The 24715-nt window shown below is 61.6% G+C and carries 15 protein-coding genes and 9 pseudogenes; 6 read left to right on the top strand and 18 right to left on the bottom strand.

What is annotated here, in order from left to right; translation table 11 throughout:
* Positions 1–14: 14 nt before the first annotated feature.
* The 5 genes and pseudogenes from PspTeo4_RS26520 to colR form a co-directional block, all read right to left on the bottom strand.
* Positions 15–248 (bottom strand): hypothetical protein, encoded by a 234-nt coding sequence (locus PspTeo4_RS26520; RefSeq protein ID WP_322366667.1) that lies wholly within the window; start codon positions 246–248, stop codon positions 15–17.
* On the bottom strand, positions 245–946 hold the full coding sequence (locus PspTeo4_RS26515; RefSeq protein ID WP_322366666.1) for a lipopolysaccharide kinase InaA family protein: 702 nt from the start codon (positions 944–946) through the stop codon (positions 245–247). The genes PspTeo4_RS26520 and PspTeo4_RS26515 overlap by 4 nt, the downstream gene beginning before the upstream one ends.
* 6 nt (positions 947–952) lie before the next feature.
* Positions 953–1632, bottom strand: a pseudogene (locus tag PspTeo4_RS26510) (class I SAM-dependent methyltransferase).
* Between the two features lie 107 nt (positions 1633–1739).
* Positions 1740–3050 (bottom strand): HAMP domain-containing sensor histidine kinase, encoded by a 1311-nt coding sequence (locus tag PspTeo4_RS26505; RefSeq protein ID WP_322366665.1) that lies wholly within the window; start codon positions 3048–3050, stop codon positions 1740–1742.
* Positions 3040–3723: a two-component system response regulator ColR gene (gene colR, locus PspTeo4_RS26500; protein WP_003255215.1), complete on the bottom strand. Its 684-nt coding sequence runs from the start codon at positions 3721–3723 to the stop codon at positions 3040–3042. The genes PspTeo4_RS26505 and colR overlap by 11 nt, the downstream gene beginning before the upstream one ends.
* 178 nt (positions 3724–3901) lie before the next feature.
* Between colR and PspTeo4_RS26495 the strand changes: the two genes are divergently transcribed.
* Entirely contained in the window at positions 3902–4630 is a 729-nt protein-coding gene (locus PspTeo4_RS26495) for a phosphatase PAP2 family protein (protein ID WP_322366663.1), read from the top strand.
* A 432-nt stretch (positions 4631–5062) separates the two neighbouring features.
* Here the strand turns inward: PspTeo4_RS26495 and groL are convergent, their stop codons facing one another.
* From groL to PspTeo4_RS26470, 5 genes and pseudogenes are all read right to left on the bottom strand, one after another.
* A complete protein-coding gene (groL, locus tag PspTeo4_RS26490; protein ID WP_322366661.1) occupies positions 5063–6703 on the bottom strand; it encodes a chaperonin GroEL in 1641 nt (546 codons plus the stop codon).
* Positions 6704–6751: 48 nt separating this feature from the next.
* Positions 6752–7045, bottom strand: a complete 294-nt coding sequence (locus tag PspTeo4_RS26485) for a co-chaperone GroES (protein ID WP_009395550.1) — start codon at positions 7043–7045, stop codon at positions 6752–6754.
* Between the two features lie 264 nt (positions 7046–7309).
* Positions 7310–7771: an FxsA family protein gene (locus PspTeo4_RS26480; RefSeq protein WP_322366660.1), complete on the bottom strand. Its 462-nt coding sequence runs from the start codon at positions 7769–7771 to the stop codon at positions 7310–7312.
* A 66-nt stretch (positions 7772–7837) separates the two neighbouring features.
* A pseudogene (locus PspTeo4_RS26475) lies at positions 7838–8568 on the bottom strand (HugZ family protein).
* 301 nt (positions 8569–8869) lie between these two features.
* Positions 8870–9879, bottom strand: a pseudogene (locus tag PspTeo4_RS26470) (DUF481 domain-containing protein).
* A gap of 153 nt (positions 9880–10032) precedes the next feature.
* Between PspTeo4_RS26470 and PspTeo4_RS26465 the strand changes: the two are divergent.
* Both PspTeo4_RS26465 and PspTeo4_RS26460 read left to right on the top strand, forming a co-directional pair.
* Positions 10033–10386: an MGMT family protein gene (locus PspTeo4_RS26465; protein WP_322366659.1), complete on the top strand. Its 354-nt coding sequence runs from the start codon at positions 10033–10035 to the stop codon at positions 10384–10386.
* A gap of 43 nt (positions 10387–10429) precedes the next feature.
* Complete coding sequence (locus PspTeo4_RS26460) at positions 10430–11977, top strand: AmpG family muropeptide MFS transporter (protein WP_322366658.1); 1548 nt, start codon at positions 10430–10432, stop codon at positions 11975–11977.
* A gap of 132 nt (positions 11978–12109) precedes the next feature.
* Here the strand turns inward: PspTeo4_RS26460 and PspTeo4_RS26455 are convergent.
* The 3 genes and pseudogenes from PspTeo4_RS26455 to PspTeo4_RS26445 form a co-directional block, all read right to left on the bottom strand.
* Positions 12110–13352 (bottom strand): annotated as a pseudogene (locus PspTeo4_RS26455) (MFS transporter).
* A 127-nt stretch (positions 13353–13479) separates the two neighbouring features.
* Positions 13480–14316, bottom strand: coding sequence for a mechanosensitive ion channel family protein (locus PspTeo4_RS26450; protein ID WP_322366657.1), 837 nt, complete (start codon positions 14314–14316; stop codon positions 13480–13482).
* A 114-nt stretch (positions 14317–14430) separates the two neighbouring features.
* Positions 14431–14916, bottom strand: coding sequence for a YajQ family cyclic di-GMP-binding protein (locus PspTeo4_RS26445; RefSeq protein ID WP_322366655.1), 486 nt, complete (start codon positions 14914–14916; stop codon positions 14431–14433).
* A gap of 98 nt (positions 14917–15014) precedes the next feature.
* On the opposite strand from PspTeo4_RS26445, the pseudogene PspTeo4_RS26440 reads away from it, so the two are divergent.
* From PspTeo4_RS26440 to PspTeo4_RS26430, 3 genes and pseudogenes are all read left to right on the top strand, one after another.
* A pseudogene (locus PspTeo4_RS26440) lies at positions 15015–15943 on the top strand (putative 2-dehydropantoate 2-reductase).
* A 25-nt stretch (positions 15944–15968) separates the two neighbouring features.
* Positions 15969–17997: pseudogene (locus tag PspTeo4_RS26435) on the top strand (ATP-binding protein).
* Position 17998: 1 nt separating this feature from the next.
* On the top strand, positions 17999–18565 hold the full coding sequence (locus PspTeo4_RS26430; protein WP_322366654.1) for a cob(I)yrinic acid a,c-diamide adenosyltransferase: 567 nt from the start codon (positions 17999–18001) through the stop codon (positions 18563–18565).
* Positions 18566–18686: 121 nt separating this feature from the next.
* Here PspTeo4_RS26430 and PspTeo4_RS26425 read toward each other — a convergent pair.
* The 5 genes and pseudogenes from PspTeo4_RS26425 to secA all read right to left on the bottom strand — a co-directional run bounded on the left by PspTeo4_RS26425 (position 18687) and on the right by secA (position 24462).
* Positions 18687–19630, bottom strand: a pseudogene (locus PspTeo4_RS26425) (Nudix family hydrolase).
* A complete protein-coding gene (locus tag PspTeo4_RS26420; RefSeq protein ID WP_322366653.1) occupies positions 19627–20259 on the bottom strand; it encodes a glutathione S-transferase family protein in 633 nt (210 codons plus the stop codon). Before PspTeo4_RS26420 ends, PspTeo4_RS26425 begins: the two are co-directional and overlap by 4 nt.
* A gap of 121 nt (positions 20260–20380) precedes the next feature.
* Positions 20381–21147 (bottom strand): annotated as a pseudogene (gene argJ / locus PspTeo4_RS26415) (bifunctional glutamate N-acetyltransferase/amino-acid acetyltransferase ArgJ).
* Positions 21144–21599 carry a bifunctional ornithine acetyltransferase/N-acetylglutamate synthase gene (locus PspTeo4_RS26410; RefSeq protein ID WP_322366652.1) on the bottom strand — a complete coding sequence of 152 codons (456 nt, stop codon included), beginning with the start codon at positions 21597–21599 and terminating at the stop codon, positions 21144–21146. The pseudogene argJ and the gene PspTeo4_RS26410 overlap by 4 nt, the downstream one beginning before the upstream one ends.
* A gap of 126 nt (positions 21600–21725) precedes the next feature.
* Positions 21726–24462 (bottom strand): annotated as a pseudogene (secA, locus tag PspTeo4_RS26405) (preprotein translocase subunit SecA).
* Positions 24463–24715 lie beyond the last annotated feature (253 nt).

Below are 24715 nucleotides of genomic sequence, written 5' to 3'. Positions count from 1 at the left end.
TGCTCGAACCAGGCTCAGCCAAACGGCCGCAGCCCCTGGCGCATGCCGAACAGGAACAGCAACAGGTCCTGATCCGGCTGGGTCTGGGCCTGGGACTGTTCTTTGGCTTCGCGAGGCAGTGCACACTGCTCGCTCAACTCGGCTTTGCTGAACACCGTAGGCTTCGGCTCTTCCCAGGCCGCCGCCGCTACCGTGGTCACGGCCAATCCGGCCACCAGGAACAAAGCTCGAGCGATTTCTAGTTTCATTGCTCTAACCCTTTGACAGCGCTGCCAAACGCCATCTTGTAAAAATAGAGCAGCGATTGCCATTCCGCATCGGTGAACGACGAATGGCGACGCAGCTGGCGCAGGTCGTTGGCTGCCGCCCGCTGGCAACTGATGCGGCGGCGGCACTTCTCCAAGTCTAGCAGCGCCACTTCGACACGGGCCTGCTCACCCTCGCCAAGCACCTTGATGAATACGTGTTTGCCATACAGGCAACCATGCTGCCAGTGCCCCAGGTGCATGCGTGCCAGGTTCTCGGCCAGGTCTTTGAGCATGCGCTGGTGCACAGCTTCGGGATAGCGCTCGCGCGCGCCCTGGGCATGCCAGGTGTCGAGTTCGACAAAACCATCCAACGCCTCGCTGACCAGCAAGGCGCGCCACTGTCGGTCGGCGTCGCGCTCGGCTCCGCAGAAGACAATGCGCGGTACACGCACACCCAGTTGCTCGAAGCTGTTCAGTGCATCGAGTTCACGCAACACTGTCGGCCTGCCAAACGGGTGCAACAGGCTGCGGTAGATGTGCCCGACCTGGCGCTTGGCGTACAGCACCTGCCCATTGGCAGCGCTCAAGCGTTGCACACCACTCTCGCCGCCGCGTCGCTGGTTGGGTTCCTCGACCCACTCGCCCTGCTGCTGCCAGTAATAATCGAACTTCGATGCCTGACTCTGGCCTACTGCCATTAACCACTACCCCTTGCGCAATACATAGACTCGCCACATCGCATAGAACGGCAGGAAGTCCAAACGTTCCTGAATCCGGAAGCCGGCAGCTTTGAACTCTTCCTCAACCGTCTCCGCAGGTAACACGAAACGGTTCTGGTAACTGTCCTTGTTCGCCTTGGCGCTGCGGCGTTGCTCGAGTTTTTCCGGCGCCACGCCTTGAAGTTACCGTCCACCCACAATGACAGGATTACGCTGTCGCGGCTAACCCTTTGAAACTCCGAGAGAATAGTCTTTCGGTGCGCGGCTTCGCCAATGTGGTGGAACAACCGCATGCAAAAGATGCTGTCCACTGAGTTATCCGGAAGATCGATCGCAAAAGCCGATGTCTGCAAAGGTCGTACCCGGGCGACCACTTCTGGCGATTGCGAGGCACAGGCTGTCTCGATCATCGCTTCGGAGTTATCGGCACCGATGATCACGCGGTTGGGCTTTTCCGCCAGCAATGGCCAGAAACGGCCGGCTCCGCAGGGCAGGTCAAGCACCAACCCCGGCTCGCCAGCCAATGCGAGGGCGCGGCGAGCCAGCTGCTCGTCACGCTGGTGAGAAAGGCGTCGAGCCAGGCCATCCTGGTGCTTCAGGAAGTACTCTTGTGCATGTTGCTGGTCGTACTTCTCGGAAAATTCAAGTTTGATGGGGCTACGCATTGGGCATCTCCTGACTCCAGTGCGCTCACATTAGGTAAGCAAGCGTAGGAATCAGGTTATGCCGATGTGAAAAATACGTGAGCTACCTCGCAGGGTGTTTCTAAACATTACTCGGTTATAGCCAGATGATTGGCTTTCTCCGCAGTCTTGCTCAGGTCTACCTGGAAACGGCACCCGTGGGGCAGGGTCGCCGTCAGGGTAACTCTCCAACCCTGGTCGTCACAGATACGCTGGACCAGCGACAACCCCAGGCCGAGGCCCTCGCCACGACGTTCGTCGCCTCGCACGAACGGGCGGAACATCGCCTCACGCTGCTCTTCCGGAATACCCACGCCACTGTCCTCCACACTGAAGCCGTTAGGCTCCAGGCTCAGGCGAATGTACCCGCTGTCCGTGTAGTGGGCGGCGTTGCGCAGCAGGTTGCCCATCACAGATTGCAGGAACGTGGCGTTGTACAGCACGGAACTGGCACTGACGCGTCCATCGAAGTACAGGGTCAGGCCTTTCTGCTCGATGGTGTCGCGCCAGACGCCAATCAGGTCATCGGCCACTTCACGCAAGGTGGCCTGCGAGGCTACCGCCCCTTCGTCGCGCTGGGCACGGGCGAGCATGAGGAAGGTCTTGACCAGCTCGCGCATCTCTTCGGTGGCTCGGGCGATGCGCTCTACCTGGCTACGCGATCTATTGTCGAGCGTCGGGTTTTCCATCAACAGTTCACAGGATGTGGCCAGCACCATCAGCGGCGTGCGCAGTTCATGGCTGACGTCGCTGGTGAACAGGCGCTCGCGGGTCAACGCATCACGCAGCCGGCCCAAGGTGTCATCGAAGGCCACGGCCAACTGGCCGACCTCGTCCGCCGCGTAATCCGGGGCCAGCGGCGGGGCAAGACCAAGCAGCTGGTCGCGATGACGAACCTGGCGCGCCAGGCGGATTACCGGGGCCATCACTCGACGGGCGACCAGCCAGCCGAGCACCACCGCCAGCACCAGGCTGAGTACGAAGCCGACCACAACCACGGCGAACAGTACCCGCTCGCGCTCTTCGAAATCGCTCTGGTCCTGCAGCAACACGTAACGTCGTCCATCGACGATCTCGACCATCGCGTGGTAGGACAGCTGGTCGCGGAACACTTCATGGAAGCCCGCGCTCAGGTGACGCAGGTCCTTGGGCAGCTCGAAATCGTCGCGCCCACCGCTGAAGTAGAACAACTGGTCGGGTCGTGGTCTGTGGCTCCAGTCGCTGACGCTGTCCATGCGCAGCAACCGTTGCAGGTCGCCACCCAGTACCGAGGAAATCAGGCGCTCTTCGACCAGGTGCACGGTGGCGACGATGCCGAACGCGAACGCGCCGGCCACCAACGCGCTCATCAACGCGAAGGCGATGATGATGCGTTGGGCAAGGCTTTGCTTAAACTCCATCGCGGCCCTCGGCGAGGCGATAGCCGACGCCATGGACGGTATGCAGCAGAGGCTTTTCGAAAGGTTTGTCGATGACCTGACGCAACTGGTGGACGTGGCTGCGCAGGCTGTCGCTGTCAGGGCAGTCGTCGCCCCACAAGGCTTCCTCCAGCACCTCACGGCGCAGCACGTGCGGACTCTTCTGCATCAGTACCGCCAGCAGCTTGAGGCCGACCGGGTTGAGCTTGAGCAGGCGGCCCTGACGGGTGACTTCCAGGGTGTCGAGGTCGTAGCTCAGGTCGGCGACCTGCAGGGTACGTCGCCCGCCGCCCTGGGCACGGCGCAGGACGGCCTCGATACGCGCGGCCAGCTCCGACAGCGCGAACGGCTTGAGCAGGTAATCGTCGGCACCGGAGCGGAAGCCCTGCAGGCGGTCATCCAATTGGTCACGAGCTGTGAGCATGATCACCGGGGTATCGCGCCGGGCATCTTCACGCAGGCGTTTGCACAGGGTGTAGCCATCGATGCCGGGCAGCATGATGTCTAGCACGATCAAGTCGTAATGTTCGGTAGCAGCCAGATGCAGCCCGGAAAGGCCGTCCTGGGCGCAGTCGACGGTGTAGCCTTTCATGCCGAGGTAATCAGCAAGGTTGGCAAGGATATCGCGGTTGTCTTCAACCAAAAGAATGCGCATCGGGGTCTCCTGTGCGGCGCTTTCGCAGTGCGCGGCAGGCGCAGCTTAAGGCCATAGCTGGCCCGGCGCCAGCCTTGGGAAAATATCGGGCGGGCTGACGGATTTTTCACCGATCCTTCACGAACACAGGATAGCGGGCAGTCGAAAATGGCTGGTCTTTTGTGCGTTTGGAGTTGTCATGCAGCACGCTACCCCTCCCCGTCCGATCAATCTCTGGCTTTACCTCGGCATTCCATTGGCCACCGCACTGGGGCTGATCCTTCTCGAATTGACCTCAGTCGACATGGATCTGGCCAACCTGTTCTTCGACCCAGCGGCCGGCCAGTTCATCGGCCGTCACAGCTATCTGCTGGAAAACATCCTGCATGATCGGGTCAAGCAAGGTGTGATTCTGCTGGGCTTGCTCGCAGTGGTGACCTTTGCCTTGAGCTTTTTCTGGAAACGGCTGTTCGGCTGGCGTCGCGAGCTGGGCTGCCTGGTCCTGGCGCTGAGCCTGTCCACGGCATTCGTCACGCCGCTGAAAAAAGTGACTCAGGTGCAGTGCCCATGGAGCCTGACCCAATTTGGCGGCAAGGAAACCTACAGCAAGCTGCTGGAGCCGCGCCCAGCCACCGACAAGCCCGGGTTGTGCTGGCCGGGCGGCCATGCGGCGACCGGGTTCTGCCTGTTCGGGCTGTTCTTCATGCTGCGTGACCGGCGACCACGCCTGGCCCGAGTGGCGCTGGCAGTGGCCTTCGTTGCCGGCTCGGTGCTGTCGGTCGGGAGGATGATGCAGGGGGCGCACTTCTTGTCGCACAACGTGTGGACGGCGGTGTTCTGCTGGTTGATCGGGTTGGGGTCGTATTACCTGATCTTGTACCGACACAGTGTTGCACAGGTAACGGCTGCCGAACGTAGTGTGGCCTGATTATGAAAAAGCCTGGCCCTCACGAGGCCGAGCTTTTTTTGCACTGGGAATTGCGTTGGGACTGCCAGGTGCTTGGCGCGAGAGGTGCAGCGATCATGAGATCGAGCGCCGCCCGCGCGGCGCATCGCGAGCAAGGCTCGCTCCTACGTTTGTTTACGGCCAATAACGCCTGTGACAGACGCGCGCGACCGCCTTGTTTGTACGACGCGATATCGAGCCAAGCGCCAAAGCGTTTGCGCGGAAAATCCACAGGAATAATTGGCCCGAAACAAACGTAGGAGCGAGCCTTGCTCGCGATGCGCCGCGCGGGCGGCGCTCGATTTGCGCACCACCTTAAAACTCAAGGCAGACCCTTTTCGATCGCACGAAAAACGAAAAAGCCCCGGCTCTCACGAGCCGGGGCTTTTTCTTGGTGCAGGGGGTAAGGCTGGCTTACATCATGCCGCCCATGCCACCCATGCCGCCCATGTCAGGCATGCCAGCAGCTGGCTTGTCTTCCGGCAGGTCAGCAACCATGGCTTCGGTGGTGATCATCAGACCGCCGATCGAAGCTGCAGCTTGCAGAGCCGAACGGGTGACCTTGGCTGGGTCCAGGATACCCATTTCGATCATGTCGCCGTATTCGCCGGTAGCGGCGTTGTAGCCGTAGTTGCCCGAACCTTGCTTGACCTTGTCAGCGACAACGCTTGGCTCGTCGCCGGCGTTGGCAGTGATCTGGCGCAGCGGGGCTTCTACAGCGCGACGCAGCAGGGCGATACCGACGTTCTGGTCTTCGTTGTCGCCTTTGAGGTCGGCAATGGCAGCCAGGGCGCGAACCAGGGCAACACCACCGCCAGGCACCACGCCTTCTTCAACGGCTGCACGGGTAGCGTGCAGGGCGTCTTCAACGCGGGCTTTCTTCTCTTTCATTTCAACTTCGGTGCCAGCACCGACCTTGATCACGGCAACACCGCCAGCCAGCTTGGCCAGACGCTCTTGCAGCTTCTCACGGTCGTAGTCCGAGGAAGTTTCTTCGATCTGGGCACGGATCTGCTTGACGCGTGCTTCGATGTCAGCGTCGACGCCAGCGCCGTCGATGATGGTGGTGTTTTCCTTGGACAGGATGACGCGCTTGGCGTTACCCAGGTGCTCCAGGGTAGCGGTTTCCAGGGACAGGCCGATTTCTTCGGAGATGACCTGGCCGCCGGTCAGGACGGCGATGTCCTGCAGCATGGCCTTGCGGCGGTCGCCAAAGCCTGGGGCCTTGACCGCTGCAACCTTGACGATACCGCGCATGTTGTTGACGACCAGGGTAGCCAGCGCTTCGCCTTCAACGTCTTCTGCAACGATCAGCAGCGGACGGCCGGCCTTGGCAACGGCTTCCAGAACTGGCAGCAGTTCACGGATGTTGGAGATCTTCTTGTCAACCAGCAGCAGCAGCGCGCCTTCCAGCTCGGCAACCATGGTGTCCGGCTTGTTGACGAAGTACGGCGACAGGTAGCCACGGTCGAACTGCATGCCTTCTACGACGGACAGTTCGTTTTCCAGGCCCGAGCCTTCTTCGACGGTGATCACGCCTTCTTTACCGACTTTTTCCATGGCTTCGGCGATGATTTCACCGATGGAGTTGTCGGAGTTGGCGGAGATGGTACCTACCTGGGCGATGGCCTTGGAGTCGGCGCAAGGCTTGGACAGGTTCTTCAGCTCGCCGACGATGGCAGCGGTGGCCTTGTCGATGCCGCGCTTCAGGTCCATCGGGTTCATGCCGGCAGCAACGGCCTTCAGGCCTTCGTTGACGATGGCTTGAGCCAGAACGGTAGCGGTGGTGGTGCCGTCACCGGCAGCGTCGTTGGCCTTGGAAGCAACTTCCTTGACCAGCTGGGCGCCCATGTTTTCGAAGGCGTCTTTCAGTTCGATTTCCTTGGCAACCGAAACACCGTCTTTGGTGATGGTCGGAGCGCCGAAGCTCTTGGCCAGGACAACGTTACGGCCTTTCGGGCCCAGGGTCGCTTTTACCGCGTCAGCCAGAACGTTGACGCCAACCAGCATTTTCTTACGGGCGGAGTCGCCGAATTTTACGTCTTTAGCAGCCATGATCGTTTAATCCTTGGAATTCTTTGGAGTAACGGGAAACCGGGGAAATCAGCCTTCGACGACGGCGAGGATTTCGTTCTCGCTCATCACCAGCAGGTCTTCGCCGTCGACTTTCACGGTGTTGCTGCCCGAGTAAGGGCCGAAAACCACTTTGTCACCCACTTTCACGGCCAGCGCACGTACTTCGCCGTTGTCCAGGATGCGACCGGTGCCGACGGCGACGACTTCACCGCGGTTTGGTTTTTCAGCGGCCGAACCCGGCAGGACGATACCGCCAGCGGTTTTCGATTCTTCTTCGCTGCGACGGATGACTACGCGGTCATGCAGAGGACGAAGCTTCATTGTCGATCTCTCCCAAATTGTGGTTTTCATCGGCCGGTATCAACACCGGCGGGTTGATTCGATCCGGCGTTGCCGGGAGGCCCGCATGGGGCGAACCACTTGTGTCATGTCTGGTGTAACCACCAGAAACCTTGCGGTGACCACATACATGAGGCCGTCAGAATCAATTACAAGGTTTGAAACGGAAAATTTTTCATCGGGGTATCGAAGGGGCGTATTAAGGCCCATCGCCGGCAAGCCGGCTCCCACAGAAACGAGCGGGCTTTACTTGTCGCGGCGCTCGTATTCGCCCTCGATCACATTGGGCCGATGGCCTGCGTCATTGGGGCGAGCCTGGAATGGATCGTCCTGAAATGCCCGCTGGCGCATGGCCTGGGCCTCGGCCCGCTCACGCATCTTGCGCGCAGCCAGGTGGCGGGTGAACGGCAGCAGGCACAGCAGGCCCAGCACATCGCTGATGAAGCCTGGCAGCAACAGCAGGCCACCACCGACCGCCAGCATCAGGCCCTGGAACATGTCCTCGGCGGGCAGTTCGCCACGCTGAAGGCTTTCACGGGCACGCAGGGCGGTGGCCAGCCCGGCCACGCGCATCACCAGCACACCCAGGGCGGAACCGGCGATGATCAACAGCAACGCCGGGAAGAAACCGATAGCGGCGCTGACCTTGACGAAGACGAACAGCTCCAGCACGGGAAAAATCAGAAACAGCAGTAGAAAAGCACGCATCAAGTGTTCCTCGACGGAAGAGAATCTTCCTGTAAGGACTTCAGATGGATGCGTGCACCCGGCTTTTCAACCCTCGACTTCAGTCGCAACCGGCCATTGGTCGGCGCGAGCCAGCAGCACCAAGGCTTCGCGAACTTGTGTCGGCGTGTTGCAAATGCTTGGGAAAGGCAACCAGTACACACCCTGGCCAATACGCAGGTGCATGCCTTCACTGTCGATGCCGACCATTTCCGCCGGCTCGTTACGCGGCAAGTCGCTGAGTTCGACATAGTGGGCGATGGCATTGGCGTGATCGCTGTTCATGTGCTCGATCATGCTGGCCTCGGCCTTGCCCGCGAACGGGTTGGCCAGGTCACCTGGTCAAGCCAGTGGATGGCACCGAAGCCGCCGATGTAGCGATGGCGCACAGGCTGCAGCACCCAGAAATCGAAATCGTGGGCCTTGTGGTAGTTGGCGGCATCGGGGAAGTAGCGGTAGTAGCGTTCGGCCGCAGCCTCGATCGCGGCTTCATCCACCAGCTTGTGTGCCTCGGCCATCACCGTCAGGCGCCCCACGGCCTGCACGTCTTCGGCGTCGCGTTCACCGACCAGCAGCGAGCACTTGGGGTCCTTCTGCAGGTTGTGGGTGTGCTGGGCAATGCGGCTGATGAGGATCAACGGGTTGCCTTGGGCATCCAGGCAGTAGGGAACCACCGAACCGAAGGGGTAGCCGGGCATGGACTTGGAGTGGGTAGAGAGCACGCCGCGGTATTCCTTGAGCAGCAGTTCCCGGGCGGGGCGAATGGCGTTGGTACTCACGAAGTGCGCTCCTGGCGGCAAGAGAGATGGGGGACAAGATAAGCACTATCGGCGCCGGGTGCCATATGGGCGACGCCATGTGCTCGTTCTTGACGGCCTCATCGCCGGCAAGCCGGCTCCCACAGGTACAGCGCAGAGTTCAAGAACTGCGCTGTGCTGTCTGTACCGGCCTCTACGCTTGCAAGCCAGCTCCCACAGGTACGGCAGTGATATCAAGTCGGCGCGGTACGTGTGGGAGCCGGCTTGCCGGCGATGAGGCCATCAAAGGCAATACAAGACAGTAGCTGTTGCACCCGACAACCTACCAGGCGACGCCGAAGCCCGCGGTGTAGCGTGTCTTGTCCAGGTCGCTTTCACGTGTGCCGCTGATGACGTCCTTTTCCGCCTTGAGGTTCAGCGAAGCCCACTCGGTCACCTTGTAGCGCAACCCCAACTCGGCATCCAGCGAGTAATTGGCCACACCGCCCAGAGGCTTGCCGACTTCGCCGCTGGTAAACAGCTCGACACGCTTGCCAATCAGGTAACGGTTGTAATCCCACTTCACCGTGGTGGAATAGAAGTTGTCCTTGCCGCCATCGCGGTATTCAAAGTCGGTGCGGTTGACCAGGGTACTCAAGGAGAACGCACCCAATTCGTCATCCCAGAACTGGTAACCCGGGCCGGTACCCACAGTTCGTTGGCGAGCCAGGTCTTCGATGTGATCGCGCTTGTATTCCAGGCGCCCCTTCCAGAACCACTTTTCAGTGATGAAGCGGTCCAGCGCGTATTCGGCGCTCCAGTTGTTGGTGGTGGTGACGTCGTCCTTGGTCTCGCGGTTGTACTCACCTTCGGCATTGTGCCGCCAACGGCCATGTCGACCAGTGGTCTTGAAGCTGACGTCATAGTCGTCGCTGTCGGATTCGGCGCGCTTGTAATCCATGGCGACGTCGATGTTGCCCTTCCACATCAGGTCTTCGACCACCGGCTTGGGCTTCATGATCTGTTCGATGCTGGCCAGCTCAACGGTCTTGGGCGCCTCGCCATTGGCCAGGTGACCTTGCCAGGCTCGGCAGCTTTGAGCGACTTGGCCTTTTCACCGGTGTAGGCGTCTTGCTTGACCAGCAGCTCCTGGTCGCTCTCCAGGGTCTGGACCTGCTTCCAGTCCAGGGCGATGGAACCGCCGTAAGGCGTCTCGAGCAGCAGCTTGCCGCCGTCGAACACCTTGATCTTGCCACTGAGCCGGTCGCCGTTCTTCATCCACACGGTGTCGGCGAACGCCGGGGCGGCACACAGGGAAACGGCAAGCAGGCACAACAAGGATCTAGAATACATAAGCGGACTACGGGTTCGATTTGACGAAAAAAGCCGGGCATTATCCAGATACCCACGACCAGAGCAAGGACAGACACACACCATGCCGATGAGTTCAACACTCATTTACCCTGACCACTCATCCGGTTTCATCCGCAGCGCAGGGCGGCTCTGATGTCTGGCGAATACGAGCACGTTCAGGACAGTCCGCAAGCCCGACGAACGGCGCTCTATTCGGTGCTGGGGCAAGTGCCCGCCGGTAAAGTCGTCAGCTATGGCCAGCTGGCCGAATTGGCAGGCTTGGGGCGTGCCGCGCGTTGGGTCGGACGCACCCTCGGGCAGTTGCCCGCCGACACCCGCCTGCCGTGGCACCGCGTACTGGGCGCAGGCGGGCGCCTGAGCCTGGCGCTGGGCACACCTTCAGGCGATGAACAGCGCGCCCGGCTGCGCGCGGAAGGTGTGAATGTGACCAATAATCGTGTGGATATGACGCGCCATGGCTGGCGCCCGATGGAGCACAGCGGTTAGAGTGCGCGCTTTGTTTTCGCAATTTTGAGGCAGATGTTGGCCCATGCCCCGTAAAACCTGGCGCGCTGCGCTCGCTGCCTATGCCAGCCCGTCAACCTTGGTGCTTTTGCTGCTCGGTTTCGCCGCCGGCCTGCCCTACATGTTGGTGTTCTCGACCCTGTCGGTGTGGTTGCGCGAAGCGGGTGTGGCCCGCGAGACCATTGGTTACGCCAGCCTGATCGGCCTGGCCTATGCCTTCAAGTGGGTATGGTCGCCGCTGCTCGACCAGTGGCGCCTGCCGTTGCTGGGTGGCCTTGGCCGCCGCCGTTCATGGCTGTTGCTGTCACAGAGCCTGGTGGTCATCGGCCTGGTCGGCATGAGCCTGTGCGACCCTCAGCAACACCTGTCATGGCTGATTGCGCTGGCAGTACTGGTAGCGTTCGCCTCGGCCACTCAGGACATCGCCGTCGACGCCTACCGCCTGGAAATCGCCGACGACCAGCGCCAGGCTGCCCTCGCCGCCAGCTACATGGCGGGTTACCGCGTCGCGGCGCTGCTGGCCACCGCTGGTGCGCTGTTCTTCGCCGAATGGTTCGGCTCCACCGGTTTCAGCTACCTGCACAAGGCCTGGGCCGGCACCTACATCCTGTTCGGCGTGATGATGCTTCCGGCGGTGTTCACCACCCTGGTGATGCGCGAACCCCCGGTACCCCTGCGCACCCAGCTTTCTGCCGCGCGCTATGGGTTGGTCCACCAGTTGGCGTCGGTGTTCGTGCTGATCATCCTGCTGGTGTCGGTACCTGCCAGTTTCACCCAGCTGTTCAACACCGACTGGGCCAGCGTGTTCTTCGGCGACGCCACCCCGCTCGACCTACTGATGGAAGACCGCGCCTTCCTGCGCCTGATTCTCTACGTGCTGCTGACCTGGGCCTGCCTGTCGACCATGGGCCGCCGCGGCCTGGCGCCGGTGCTCACCCCGGTCAACGACTTCATCGCCCGCTACCGCTGGCAGGCACTGTTGCTGCTGGGCCTGATCGCCACCTACCGGATGTCGGACACGGTGATGGGGGTGATGGCCAACGTGTTCTACATCGACATGGGCTTCACCAAGGACCAGATCGCCAGCGTCAGCAAGATCTTCGGCCTGATCATGACCCTGGTGGGCGCAGGCATTGGCGGCTTGCTGATCGTACGTTTCGGCATCTTGCCGATTCTGTTCATCGGCGGTGCGGCGTCGGCGGCGACCAACATCCTGTTCCTGATGCTGGCGGACATGGGCCCGAACCTTGAGATGCTGGTGGTGACCATCTCGCTCGACAACTTCAGCTCCGGATTGGCGACATCGGCGTTCGTCGCCTACTTGTCGAGCCTGACCAACCTGAAGTTCTCGGCAACCCAGTACGCCCTGCTGAGTTCGATCATGCTGTTGTTGCCACGCCTGATCGGCGGGTATTCCGGCGTGATGGTGGAGAAATTCGGTTACCACGACTTCTTCCTGATTACCGCCTTGCTCGGGGTGCCGACATTGATTCTGATCGCGCTGCAGTGGCGTCAGGAGGCGGGGCGCGGCAAGCAGGTGCCGGAAGAGAGTTCAGCGGCGGAGCGGCCCTGAGAGTTTTGTACTGTCTGCACTGGCCTATTCGCGGGTAAACCCGCTCCCACAGGTACCGAACTGCTCCTCAGAGCCATGGGGTACTTGTGGGAGCGGGTTTACCCGCGAATAGGCCAGCCCAGACAAGCAAGATTACTGAGCCACAGCCCCTTCCCCAGGCCGCCCACCGACAACGAACCACAACGGCCACAACGCCAAAGCACCGGCCACGCCGGCCGCCAGGGCAAAGTGCAACAGGCTCGCCCCCGCCCCAATCATCGCCAACACCGCGCCACCTAGCCCCAGCAAGGCAATGGTGATCATCCCCAACATCGCCGACACCAGCCCCTTGCTCTGCTCACTGGCGAACAACGTCATGCGGTACAGCACCGCGTTGGCCACCCCAAGCCCCAGCGCATACAAGGACATGCCAGCAACCACGCTGGTGACCGTCGGCCAGTACCAGGTCGCCACAGCCATCAGGCAAAGGCCGGCCAGATAAGGCCACAGCGCGCCACGCACAAGCGCTGGCAGCGGGTAGCGGTCGGCGATGCGGTTGATGATCAGGTTGCCCAGGATCAATCCGCCGAACACCGGCAACTGCCACAGGGCATATTCCATCGTGCTCAACCCCTCGTCGTGGATCAACAACACTGGCGACAGGCCAATCCAACCAATCAGTGGCAGGCCGACCAGGCCGAGCGCGGCGCTGCCGGCGACGAAGCGGCGGTTGGTCAGCAGTTGAGCGTAACCCGCCAGCAACGGCAGCAAGTGAATCGGCGTGAATGGCAGGCGCGTGCCGTCGCGGCGCTCGACGCCCAGGGTTTCCGGCATGAGCCGGTACAGCAGCCCCCAGGTCAGCACCGCGCCAACCGCGAAGGCCACGAACAGCCAGCGCCAGTCCAGCCACTGCAACATCAAGGTCCCCACCAGCGGACCAAGCAACGGCGAGAGCAAGGCGATATTGGCCAGCAAGGCCATCATTCGCACTGCATCTGCCTCGCTGAAGGCTTCGTTGAGGGCCGGGTAGCTGACCGTGACCACAAAGCCCAGGCCAACTCCCTGCAACAGGCGCAGCAGGTTGAACACACCGATGTCGCTCACCCAGAAGGTCGCAAGGCAAGCCACGCCGAAGAAGACGCAACCGGCCAGGAGCAAGGGCGACGCCCGTAGCGGTCAGCCAGTGGGCCGATCAGCCATTGCAGGACCACGCCGCCGAGCAGGTAAAGGTTCAGGGCGTGCGGGATGTATTCGGGGCTGGCGTTCAGATGGTCGACAACCACGGGCATGGCGGGCATGACGGCGTCACTGGCCAGGTAGGTCAGCAGCTCGAACAGGGCCAGGGTCAGGCCGAACAACAGGGCTCTGAGGGGGTGATGTACAGCAGTGGTTTCATGGTGAGTATCGGGTGGAGATAGGTGGGGTCAGCTTATATGCCAGAAATAGCGGGGTCTGGCTGTGAACAAGTGTAATGGTGGAAATGAAAGGGGCCGCAAAGCGGCCCCGTTCTTACAGCGTCGGTATTACGCAACCGTCTCCTGCACCACGCGAATCACGCGCTGCGGAAACGGAATGTCGATACCCTCGGCCTTCAACCGGTCACGGGCATGCTCGTTGAGCATGAACATCACATCCCAGTAATCGGCAGTCTTGGTCCACAGACGCAGGGACACGGTGATCGAGCTGTCGCCCAGCGTCGACACCACCGCCTGCGGTGCAGGGTCGGCCAGCACGCGAGGGTCCTGCGCCAGCTCCAGCAGCACATGGCGGGCCTTCTGCAAGTCGGCCTCGTAGTCCACACCCACATCGAACACCACCTTGCGGGTGGGCTGACGGTTGGTGTTGGTGATGATGCCGTTGGACAGGCTGCCGTTGGGCATGATCACGGTCTTGTTGTCACCAGTGCGCAGCACGGTGTGGAAAATCTGGATGCTGTCGACGGTGCCACTGACACCCTGCGCTTCGATCCAGTCACCGATGCGAAACGGGCGGAACATCAGAATCAGCACACCCCCGGCGAAGTTCGCCAGGCTGCCCTGCAGGGCCAGGCCAATGGCCAGGCCGGCGGCACCGATGGCGGCGACGAACGAGGTGGTCTCGATGCCAATCATCGACGCCACGCTGACGAACAGCAGCACCTTGAGCACGATGTTGGCCAAGGTGCTGATGAAACCTTGCAGCGCCGCATCGGCACGCAAACCGGCCAGCTTGCCCAGGCGCGTGCTGACCTTGTTGACCAGCCACCAGCCGATGGCCAGGGTCAGCAGCGCCAGCAACAGGCGGCTGCCGTACTCCATGATCAAGGGAATCCAGGTCTGCGATTGGCGGACCAGCTGATCGACTTCAGCGTTCAAATCCATATTCATCTCCTGATGCCGAGCGGCAAATACACATTAAAACGGGCCGCAGAGCATTCAGCGACCGCAGGAACCGGTGGACATCACTGCGCCATCAAGGTTCCTGCGTCGGGCCGATCAGTCGCGGAAGTTGTTGAACTGCAGCGGCATGTCGAATTCCTTGGTACGCAGCAAGGCGATCGCTTCCTGCAGGTCGTCACGCTTCTTGCCGGTGACACGCACCTGCTCACCCTGGATGGCGGCCTGGACCTTCAGCTTGCCGTCCTTGATGGTGGCGACGATCTTCTTGGCCAAGTCCTTGTCGATACCTTCGCGGAACTTGGTTTCCTGCTTCATTTCCTTGCCCGAAGGGTAGGCATCCTTGACTTCCAGGCACTTGACGTCGATCTTGCGCTTGACCAGGGCCAGACGCAGGATCTCGACCATCGCCTCGAGCTGGAACTCGGCTTCGGCGGTCAGCAGCACGGTCTGCTCCTTGTCCTTGAACTCGAAGCTTCCCTTGCCCTTGAGGTCGTAACGACGGTCCAGTTCCTTGATGGCGTTGTCGACCGCGTTCTGCACTTCGTGCTTGTCCAGTTCCGATACCACGTCGAACGAAGGCATGTTGTTCTCCAAAATAAAAGCGCGCTCGGCGTGAAGATGGAGCGCGCGGGGTTTGACGGTTAAAATGCGAGCTCATTATAACGGGTTGCGAAACGCAGATGAGCAGCACCTGGCATATTCTCGGCGCCGGTAGCCTCGGCAGCTTGTGGGCCTGCCGCCTGGCACGTGCGGGCAAGGCAGTACGTTTGATTCTGCGGGATGAGCGGCGGCTGCAAGCTTATCTGCAAGGTGGCGGCTTGACCCTGGTCGAGCAGGACCAGGCCAACCACTACGCGATTCCGGCTGAAACGGCCACAGCGCGAGGGCCGATCCACCGCCTGCTGGTAGCTTGCAAGGCGTACGACGCAGCCCCGCCATTGCAGTCCTGGCCCCACGGCTGGCCGACAATGCAGAAATCGTTTTGCTGCAAAACGGTCTTGGCAGCCAGGACGAGGTGGCCGACCAGGTGCCCCAGGCCCGTTGCATCTTCGCCTCCAGCACAGAAGGCGCCTTCCGCGAAGACGATTGGCGCGTGCGCTTCGCTGGCCAAGGCTTCAACTGGCTGGGCGATCCGGCCAACCCGAACATTCCCGACTGGTTCGACGACTTGCATGACGCGGGAATCCCGGCCGAATGGAGCGTGGACATCCTTACCCGGCTGTGGCGCAAGCTGGCACTCAACTGCGCCATCAACCCATTGACCGTGCTGCATGACTGCCAGAACGGCGGCCTGCTGGGGCATCTGGACGAAGTAACGGCTCTTTGCGCCGAGCTGGCCGAGCTGCTGCGCCGCTGCGGTCAGCCCCAGGCGGCGGAAAACCTCGACGATGAAGTCCAACGGGTAATCCTCGCCACCGCAGCCAACTACTCTTCCATGTACCAGGACGTACGAGCCGGCCGGCGCACCGAGGTGCTTTACCTGCTCGGCCATGCATGCCGAGCCGCTACACGCCATGGCGTAGCCCTGCCGCAACTGGAACAGCTGCACCTGCGCCTGGTCGATAACTTGCAGGCCGAGGCTTGCCCAGCGCCTGACGCTGGCCTTTGAACCCGATACGGACATTGCCTTGCCCATGACCCTGCGCCAACGCCTGGAAAACCTCCCGGTAGGGCAGAAACTGCTGGCAGCCCTGCTGGTACTGCTGGTCACCATCCTGCTGGTGGCCAACCTCACGTTCATCAGCGCCGCCTACTGGATCACCCAGGAGAGCATGGCGCCCCAGGCACTGCAGACCATCGGCCGGCTGGTGGCCAACCCGCAGCTCTCGACCCGCGCGGGCGATAGCGCGGAATCCGCCAACGCCCTGCTCAAGGAACTGGACAGCTACACACCTCTGCGTGCAGCGGCCATCTATGGCGGTGACGGCCGCATGCTGGCGCAACTGCAACACGGCGAGCCGCTCACATTACCCAAGCGTTACCGCAACATCGACGGCTGGCGGCTCATGGAGTTTCGCAGCACGCAATTGATCCGCATCCCCGCGACGCCAGCCCACCCGCCCACCTGCTGCTGGTCGCCAGCAGCGAACTGCCGACGGCCTTCTACACCGGTACGCTCAGCGCCAGCCTGGCGATCCTGGTGTTCAGTATCCTGTTGTGGTTGGTGATCGCCCGGCAGATCAAACGGTTGATCACTCAGCCGATCAACCAGCTCGAAGAACTCAGCCGCCAGGTCACCCGCGAAGAGAGCTACGCCCTGCGCGCCAAGCGTGGCAACGAAGACGAGATCGGCAGCCTGGCCGACGCCTTCAACACCATGTTGTCGCGCATCGAGGCTCGCGAACAACAGCTCAAGCGCACCCGCGACGAATTCCAGATGGCCTATGACCAGGCCCAGGGCCTTGCCGAGGAAACTCGCCACACCAACCGCAAGCTGGAACTGGAAGTTCAGGTGCGCAGCAAGATCGAGAAGAAACTCACGGGCTTTCAGAACTACCTCAACAGCATCATCGACTCCATGCCATCGGCCCTGATCGCCCTCGATGAGCAGCTCTACGTCACCCAGTGGAACCACGAGGCCACGGTGCTCTCCGGCACGCCTCTGGACGAAGCGCTGAACCAGCCGATCTTCATCGCCTTCGAACCGCTCAAGCCATTCCTGCCGCAGCTCAAGGAAAGCGTCGAGAAGCACCGGGTCGCAAAAATCGAGCGGGTCACCTGGCCCAAGGGCGATGACCTGCGCCATTACGCCCTGACGTTCTACCCGCTGATGGGCGGTGGCGGCCGTGGTGTGGTGATCCGCATCGACGACATCACCCAGCGCCTGTCGCTGGAAGAAATGATGGTGCAGTCAGAGAAAATGCTCTCGGTCGGCGGCCTGGCTGCAGGCATGGCCCATGAAATCAACAACCCGTTGGGTGCCATCCTGCACAACGTGCAGAACATCCGGCGCCGCCTGTCGCCGGAACTGCCGCGGAATCAGGAGCAAGCTGGCGAGCTGGGCATCGACCTGCCTAGCGTCAATCGCTACCTGGAGAGCCGTGAGGTACCCCAACTGCTCGACGGCATCCAACAGGCTGGGGCACGTGCAGCGAAAATCGTCACCCACATGCTCAGCTTCAGTCGCCGCAGCAATCGGCAACTGGCGCCTTGCGACCTGCCGGCGCTGATCGACCAGGCGGTGGACATTGCCAGCAACGACTTCGACCTGACCATTGGCTTCGATTTCAAAGGCCAAGCCATAGTGCGCCAGTTCGACCCTGGCCTGGGGCCGGTGCCTTGCACTGCCAACGAACTTGAGCAGGTATTGCTCAACCTCCTCAAGAACGCTGCCCAGGCTATCCACCAGCGGCCACAACCCTGTGAGCCCGGGCGCATCACCCTGCGCACCCGGCTCAACCCGCCGTGGGCGGAAATCCAGGTGGAAGACAACGGCATCGGCATGCCGAAACGGTGCGCAAGCGCATGTTCGAGCCCTTCTTCACCACCAAGGAAGTAGGCCAGGGGACCGGGCTTGGACTGTCGGTTTCGTATTTCATCATCACCAACAACCACAAGGGGCAGATGGAAGTGCAGTCCACGCCCGGCCAGGGCACCTGCTTCACCCTGCGCCTGCCCCTCGGCCAGCCGGCAGCGGCGACGCCAGGCAAAACGGAGACATGACATGGGCTATCGCCTTTCCAAGATCTACACCCGCACCGGCGACAAGGGCGAAACCGGCCTGGGCGACGGGCGTCGAGTTCCCAAGGACCACCCGCGAGTCGAAGCCATGGGGGAAGTGGACAGCCTCAACAGCCAGCTTGGGGTCTTGCTGGCAGGCTTGGCGGAGCAAGGGTTGAGCGAAGTGAGTGAGGTGTTGGCGCCTTGCCAGCATCGACTGTTCGATTTTGGGGGCGAGCTGGCGATGCCCAGCTACCAGGCATTGACGATGAGCGAAGTCGAACGCCTTGAAGCAGCCATCGACCACTGGAACGAAGAACTCGGGCCTTTGACGAATTTCATCCTGCCGAGCGGTTCGCTGTTGGTGGCCCAGGCGCATGTATGCCGGGCATTGGCACGTAGCGCAGAGCGGCGGTGCCAGCAGTTGAACGCCATCGAACCGTTGGAAGGGGTTGGGCTGGCCTACATCAACCGGCTGTCGGATCTACTGTTTGTGGTGGCGCGAATCATCGGGCGGCGCCAGGGGGTGGCAGAGGTGTTGTGGCAGGCGGCGCAGAAGCCGCAAGCCTGAATACGTCGGAGCCGCTGTGCGGCCCTTCGCAGGCTGCGCCAGCTCCCACGTGATGAACTAGCGAACTTCGACCTCGCGGGAGCTGGCGTAGCCTGCGATGGCTGCACAGCAGCCCCATTGTTCATTCCACAGGCCAGAACGCCCGAATCCCGGCAACGCCCTGAGCGCCTGCAGCCCAAGCCCGCTCACGCTCGCCCGGCCCCACCCCACCCAGCAAGAACACTGGCTGGTTGAAGCCTGCAATCATCTGCTGCGCCGCATCCCACCCCAAAGGCACCGCCTCTGGATGGGTCTGGGTCGCCTGCACCGGCGACAGGGTGACGAAATCCACCCCCATCTGCTCAGCCAACGCCAACTCTTCAGCGCCATGGCAGGAAGCAGCCAACCAGCGAGATGTTGGGAACGGACGGCCTTTGGCCGCGTATTTGCGCAACTGGGCGGCAGTCAGGTGCCAACCCGCCGACGGGAAGTCGCCCAGCCACTCCAGCGGCCCTTTGAGCATCAGTTGCGCCTTGCCTGCACAAAGCCCCACCGCATCCACCGCCACATCCCGATACTTCGGGTCGTACATGTCCGGTGCCCGCAGCTGGATCAGGCGAATACCCGAAGCGACAGCCTTCTGGATACCCTTGAGCAGTTCAGGTACTTCCAGCCCATCGGGGGTGATGAGGTACTGATCCGGCAGCCTTGCGGCGGCGACGATCGGTTTGTTGGCCTCCGGGAATTCATACTGAGCAAGGTCGCGAGGGGCTACCCACGCCAGCGGCTGACCTTCGGCACCATGAGGTTCGCCGGTGAAGGCTTGAACTTCATGAACATCCAGCAGCACCTGCTTGTCCGGGTAGTCATGGCTGACCTTGATCAGAGGTCGCGAACGGGTCACCTCGATGCCCAACTCTTCGCGCAATTCGCGGGCCAGCGCCAGCTCGACGCCCTCGCCCTCCTCCACCTTGCCACCAGGAACTCCCACAGGCCGCCCTGATGCTGGCTATCGGCTCGCCTGGCGATAAGGATATGGCCATCAGCACCGCGAATGACTGCTGCTACAACGTGGATCCGTTTCACCCTTCGCGCTCCGCTAGGCCAGCTTTCTGCCAGGCCTGGAAAGCCGGCCACTGGTAAATGGTTTCAATATAGGCCGCCGCAACCGCCGGCACTGCCACACGGTAGGTGCGCAGACGCACGGCCACCGGGGCGAAATAGGCATCGGCAAGGGTTGGCTTGCCGAACAGGAACGGGCCGCTGTCCTTGGCCACCAGGCGGCACTCCGACCACAACGCGACGATACGGTCGATGTCTACCTGCACCTCCAGCGGGATGCTCTCCAACGCGGCGTCCCGGGACAAGTCGAAGGGCATGGCGCTACGCAGGGCGACGAAGCCGCTGTGCATCTGGGCACATGCAGAACGGGCCTGGGCGCGGGCCGCTACGTCTGCGGGCCAGAGTTGGGCTTCAGGGTGGCGTTCGTTGAGGTATTCGGCAATTGCCAGGGAATCGGCGATCACGCCGTGCTCGGTCTTGAGCAGCGGCACCTTGCCAGTGGCGGAGAATGCGAGGATGCGCTGACGGGTGTCTGGCTGGTTGAGTTTGATCAGCGTTTCTTCGTAACCCACGCCTGTCAGCTCAAGGGCCAGGGCGCCACGTAGCGACCACGAAGAATAGAGTTTGTCGCCGATGATCAAGTGATAGCTCATGGGTCGGCTCCATTGGATGCGGGATAGTGGGGCTGCTTTGCAGCCCAATCGCCGGCAAGCCGGCTCCTACAGGATTGCAGCAAACCTGTAGGGCCGGCTTGTCAGCGCTGACGCCCTTGAATCAGGTACGGTATTCGGCGTTGATCTTCACGTATTCGTGGGACAGGTCGGTGGTCCAGATGGTTTCGCTGCACTGACCACGGCCCAGCTCGATGCGAATGGTGATTTCCTCCTGGGCCATCACCTTGGCGCCCTGGTCTTCGGTGTAGCTCGGCTGCGGCCGCCCTTGCTGGCGATGCAGACGCTGTCGAGGTACACGTCGATCAGGCTGACATCCAGCTCCGGCACGCCGGCACGGCCAACGGCCGCCAGAATACGGCCCCAGTTCGGGTCGGAGGCGAACAGCGCGGTCTTGATCAGTGGCGAGTGGGCCACAGCGTAACCGACGTCCAGGCATTCCTGGTGGTTGCCGCCGCCGTTGACCTGCACGGTGACGAACTTGGTGGCGCCTTCGCCGTCACGGACGATGGCCTGGGCCACTTCCATGCACACTTCGAACACCGCCTTTTTCAGCGCTTCGAACAGCGCACCGCTGGCTTCGGTGACTTCCGGCAGGTTGGCCTTGCCGGTGGCGATCAGCATGCAGCAGTCGTTGGTCGAGGTATCGCCGTCGATGGTGATGCGGTTGAACGACTTGTTGGCGCCGTCGAGCATCAGGTCCTTGAGCACCGCCGGGGCAACCTTGGCGTCGGTGGCGATGTAGCCGAGCATGGTGGCCATGTTCGGGCGAATCATGCCTGCACCCTTGCTGATGCCGGTCACGGTGACGGTCACGCCATCGTGCTGGAACTGGCGGCTGGCGCCCTTGGGCAGGGTATCGGTGGTCATGATGCCGGTGGCGGCTTCAGCCCAGTTGTTTTCCGACAGGTTGTCCAGGGCAGCCTGCAGGGCGCGCCCTCGATCTTCTCGACGGGCAGCGGCTCGCCGATGACACCAGTGGAGAACGGCAGCACCGACTCGGCAGGCACGCCAGCAAGTTCCGCCAGCTTGGCGCAGGTACGCTCGGCGGCGGCCAGGCCAGGAGCACCGGTGCCGGCGTTGGCGTTGCCGGTGTTGGTCAGCAGGTAGCGCACAGTGCCCTGAACGCGTTGTTTGGACAGAATCACCGGCGCTGCGCAGAAGGCATTGAGGGTGAACACGCCAGCAACGCTGGAGCCTTCGGCGCAGCGCATGACCACAACATCCTTACGCCCCGGGCGCTTGATGCCCGCAGAAGCGATACCGAGTTCGAAACCCGGAACCGGGTGCAGGGTGGGCAAAGGACCAAGACCAACAGCCATTAGAGCGCTCCTAGAGAAAATTTGCCGCACAAGAGTACGGCCAGGCATGAGAGAGAACAACGCCGCGAAGGTCGAAACCGTTCGCGGCGCAGTGTTCATGTATCAGGGTGAAGCAAGGGCAATCGTTTACTCGATCTGCCCGTGGCAATGCTTGAACTTCTTGCCCGAACCACACCAGCACGGCTCGTTGCGGCCCAGCTTCTGCTCGTTGCGCACCGGGGCAGCGGCCACGGCCACTTCGGCGCCTTCCTCGCTCAACGGCTCGCTCTCCAGGCCAGGGGCAGCGGCGTGCTGGAATTGCATGCGGCTAGCCAGTTCCTCGGCCTCGCGGCGCAGACGGGCTTCTTCTTCGGCCGGGTCTTCGCGACGCACCTGAACGTGCGACAGCACGCGGATGGTGTCGCGCTTGATCGACTCGAGCAGTTCCTGGAACAGGGTGAACGACTCGCGCTTGTACTCCTGCTTCGGGTTCTTCTGCGCGTAACCACGCAGGTGAATACCGTGGCGCAGGTGGTCCATGGTCGACAGGTGGTCTTTCCACAGGTCGTCCAGCACGCGCAGCAGAATCTGCTTCTCGAAGGTACGCAGGGCGTCGATGCCGGCCTGGTCTTCCTTCTCGGTGTAGGCGTTGGTGATTTCGTTCAGCAGCTTCTCGCGCAGGGTCTCCTCGTAGAGGTGATCGTCCTCGTCGAGCCACTGCTGAATCGGCAGCTTCATGGCGAAATCGCTGGCCAGCGACGCTTCCAGGCCAGCCACGTCCCACTGCTCAGGCAGCGATTGCGGTGGAATGTGCTGGCTGATGGTGGCATCCAGGACTTCCTTGCGGAACTCTTCGATGGTGTCGCCAATGTTCTCGGCGGCCAGCAGGCTGTTGCGCATGTGGTAGATCACCTTGCGCTGCTCGTTGGCTACGTCGTCGTATTCCAGCAACTGTTTGCGGATGTCGAAGTTGCGGCCTTCGACCTTGCGCTGTGCCTTCTCGATGGCGTTGGTCACCATGCGGTGCTCGATGGCCTCGCCAGACTGCATGCCCAAGGCCTTCATGAAGTTCTTCACCCGGTCGGAGGCGAAGATACGCATCAGGCTGTCTTCCAGCGACAGGTAGAAACGGCTGGAGCCGGGTCACCCTGACGACCGGAACGGCCGCGCAGCTGGTTGTCGATACGGCGGGATTCGTGGCGCTCGGAGGCGATCACGTGCAGGCCACCGGCCTCGATCACCTGCTGATGGCGCTTCTGCCAGTCGGCCTTGATCTGGGCGATCTGCTCAGCGGTCGGGTTTTCCAGGGCGGCCACTTCAGCCTCCCAGTTGCCGCCCAGCAGAATGTCGGTACCGCGACCGGCCATGTTGGTGGCGATGGTCAACGCACCTGGTGCACCCGCCTGGGCGATGATCTCGGCTTCCTTCTCGTGGTACTTGGCGTTCAGTACCTTGTGGTCGATACCTTCCTTCTGCAGCAGGTTCGACATGTGCTCGGAGGTTTCGATGGTCGCGGTACCCACCAGTACCGGACGGCCATGGGTCATGCTTTCTTTGATGTCGGTGATGATCGCCTGGTATTTCTCGTCGGCGGTCAGGTACACCAGGTCGTTGAAGTCCTTGCGCGCCAACGGCTTGTTCGGCGGGATGACCATCACGTTGAGACCGTAGATCGACTGGAACTCGAACGCTTCGGTGTCGGCGGTACCGGTCATGCCGGACAGCTTGGTGTAGAGACGGAAGTAGTTCTGGAAGGTGGTCGAAGCCAGGGTCTGGCTCTCGGCCTGGATGTTCAGGTTTTCCTTCGCCTCGATGGCCTGGTGCAGGCCTTCGGACAGACGGCGGCCCGGCATGGTACGGCCGGTGTGTTCGTCGATCAGCAGGACCTGGCCGTCCTGGACGATGTACTCGACGTTGCGGTGGAACAGCTTGTGCGCGCGCAAGCCGGCGTACACGTGGGTCAGCAGGCCCAGGTTATGCGCCGAGTAGAGGCTCTCGCCCTCGGCCAGCAAGCCGACTTGGGTCAGCATCTCTTCGATGTACTGGTGACCGGCCTCGTTCAGCTCGACCTGACGGCTCTTCTCGTCGATGGTGAAGTGGCCTTCCTGGGTGACCTGGCCTTCAACCTCTTCGATGTGCTGCTTCAGGCGCGGGATCAGGCGGTTGATCTCGATGTACAGCTTCGAGCTGTCTTCGGCCTGGCCGGAGATGATCAGCGGGTACGGGCTTCGTCGATGAGGATGGAGTCGACTTCGTCGATTACGGCGAAATTCAGTTCACGCTGGAACTTCTCTTCCTGGCTGAAAGCCATGTTGTCGCGCAGGTAGTCGAAACCGAATTCGTTGTTGGTGCCGTAGGTGATGTCGGAGGCGTAGGCCGCGCGCTTTTCTTCCGGCGGCTGGAATGCCGAGACGATACCGACGCTCAGGCCGAGGAATTCGTACAGCGGACGCATCCAGTTGGCGTCACGGCGGGCCAGGTAGTCGTTGACGGTCACCACGTGCACGCCCTTGCCGGACAATGCATTGAGATAGACGGCCAGGGTACCGACCAAGGTCTTGCCTTCACCGGTGCGCATTTCTGCGATCATACCCTCGTGCAGGGTCATACCGCCGATCAGCTGCACGTCGAAGTGGCGCATGCCCATGACACGCTTACCGGCCTCACGGGCAACGGCGAAGGCTTCGGGCAACAGTTGGTCCAGTGTCTCGCCTTTGGCCAGGCGCTCCTTGAACTCTGCGGTCTTGCCCCGCAGTTGCTCGTCGGAGAGGGCCACCACCATCTTCTCTTCGAAGGCATTGACGATATTCACCGTCTTGAGCATGCGTTTGACTTCACGCTCGTTCTTGCTTCCAAAAAGTTTCTTTAACAAAGGCGCAAACATATCGGCAGGATCTTCCACACGTAGGGATGGAGGGCGGCCCCATGAGTCGCCCGTGCAGCCCTGAGGCCGCATGCGAACGAGCATTCTACCCGGAAACGATGGTGAGGAAAGTGGTGGATTTCCACGATGCTGGCACAGCGCTTTGGCGGGGGCGTTTCTAAGATAGGGTCATTTTCCCTGAGTTCAAGCCTCGAGTTCATGAAACGTATCGAGAACGACTCGTATCCTTGAGGTGAATCAACAGGCCCTGTCG

The organism is Pseudomonas sp. Teo4 (genome assembly GCF_034387475.1).
Classification (GTDB): domain Bacteria; phylum Pseudomonadota; class Gammaproteobacteria; order Pseudomonadales; family Pseudomonadaceae; genus Aquipseudomonas.
The sequence above is the reverse complement of the archived record's forward strand: the minus strand, read 5'-3'. Positions and strand labels throughout refer to the sequence as shown.

Excerpts from the sequence above, each read along its gene's own strand:
- PspTeo4_RS26520 (WP_322366667.1), bottom strand. The coding sequence starts at position 248 with ATGAAACTAGAAATCGCTCGAGCTTTGTTCCTGGTGGCCGGATTGGCC.
- PspTeo4_RS26515 (WP_322366666.1), bottom strand. The coding sequence starts at position 946 with ATGGCAGTAGGCCAGAGTCAGGCATCGAAGTTCGATTATTACTGGCAG.
- PspTeo4_RS26505 (WP_322366665.1), bottom strand. The coding sequence starts at position 3,050 with ATGGAGTTTAAGCAAAGCCTTGCCCAACGCATCATCATCGCCTTCGCG.
- colR (WP_003255215.1), bottom strand. The coding sequence starts at position 3,723 with ATGCGCATTCTTTTGGTTGAAGACAACCGCGATATCCTTGCCAACCTT.
- PspTeo4_RS26495 (WP_322366663.1), top strand. The coding sequence starts at position 3,902 with ATGCAGCACGCTACCCCTCCCCGTCCGATCAATCTCTGGCTTTACCTC.
- groL (WP_322366661.1), bottom strand. The coding sequence starts at position 6,703 with ATGGCTGCTAAAGACGTAAAATTCGGCGACTCCGCCCGTAAGAAAATG.
- PspTeo4_RS26485 (WP_009395550.1), bottom strand. The coding sequence starts at position 7,045 with ATGAAGCTTCGTCCTCTGCATGACCGCGTAGTCATCCGTCGCAGCGAA.
- PspTeo4_RS26480 (WP_322366660.1), bottom strand. The coding sequence starts at position 7,771 with ATGCGTGCTTTTCTACTGCTGTTTCTGATTTTTCCCGTGCTGGAGCTG.
- PspTeo4_RS26465 (WP_322366659.1), top strand. The coding sequence starts at position 10,033 with ATGTCTGGCGAATACGAGCACGTTCAGGACAGTCCGCAAGCCCGACGA.
- PspTeo4_RS26460 (WP_322366658.1), top strand. The coding sequence starts at position 10,430 with ATGCCCCGTAAAACCTGGCGCGCTGCGCTCGCTGCCTATGCCAGCCCG.
- PspTeo4_RS26450 (WP_322366657.1), bottom strand. The coding sequence starts at position 14,316 with ATGGATTTGAACGCTGAAGTCGATCAGCTGGTCCGCCAATCGCAGACC.
- PspTeo4_RS26445 (WP_322366655.1), bottom strand. The coding sequence starts at position 14,916 with ATGCCTTCGTTCGACGTGGTATCGGAACTGGACAAGCACGAAGTGCAG.
- PspTeo4_RS26430 (WP_322366654.1), top strand. The coding sequence starts at position 17,999 with ATGGGCTATCGCCTTTCCAAGATCTACACCCGCACCGGCGACAAGGGC.
- PspTeo4_RS26420 (WP_322366653.1), bottom strand. The coding sequence starts at position 20,259 with ATGAGCTATCACTTGATCATCGGCGACAAACTCTATTCTTCGTGGTCG.
- PspTeo4_RS26410 (WP_322366652.1), bottom strand. The coding sequence starts at position 21,599 with ATGGCTGTTGGTCTTGGTCCTTTGCCCACCCTGCACCCGGTTCCGGGT.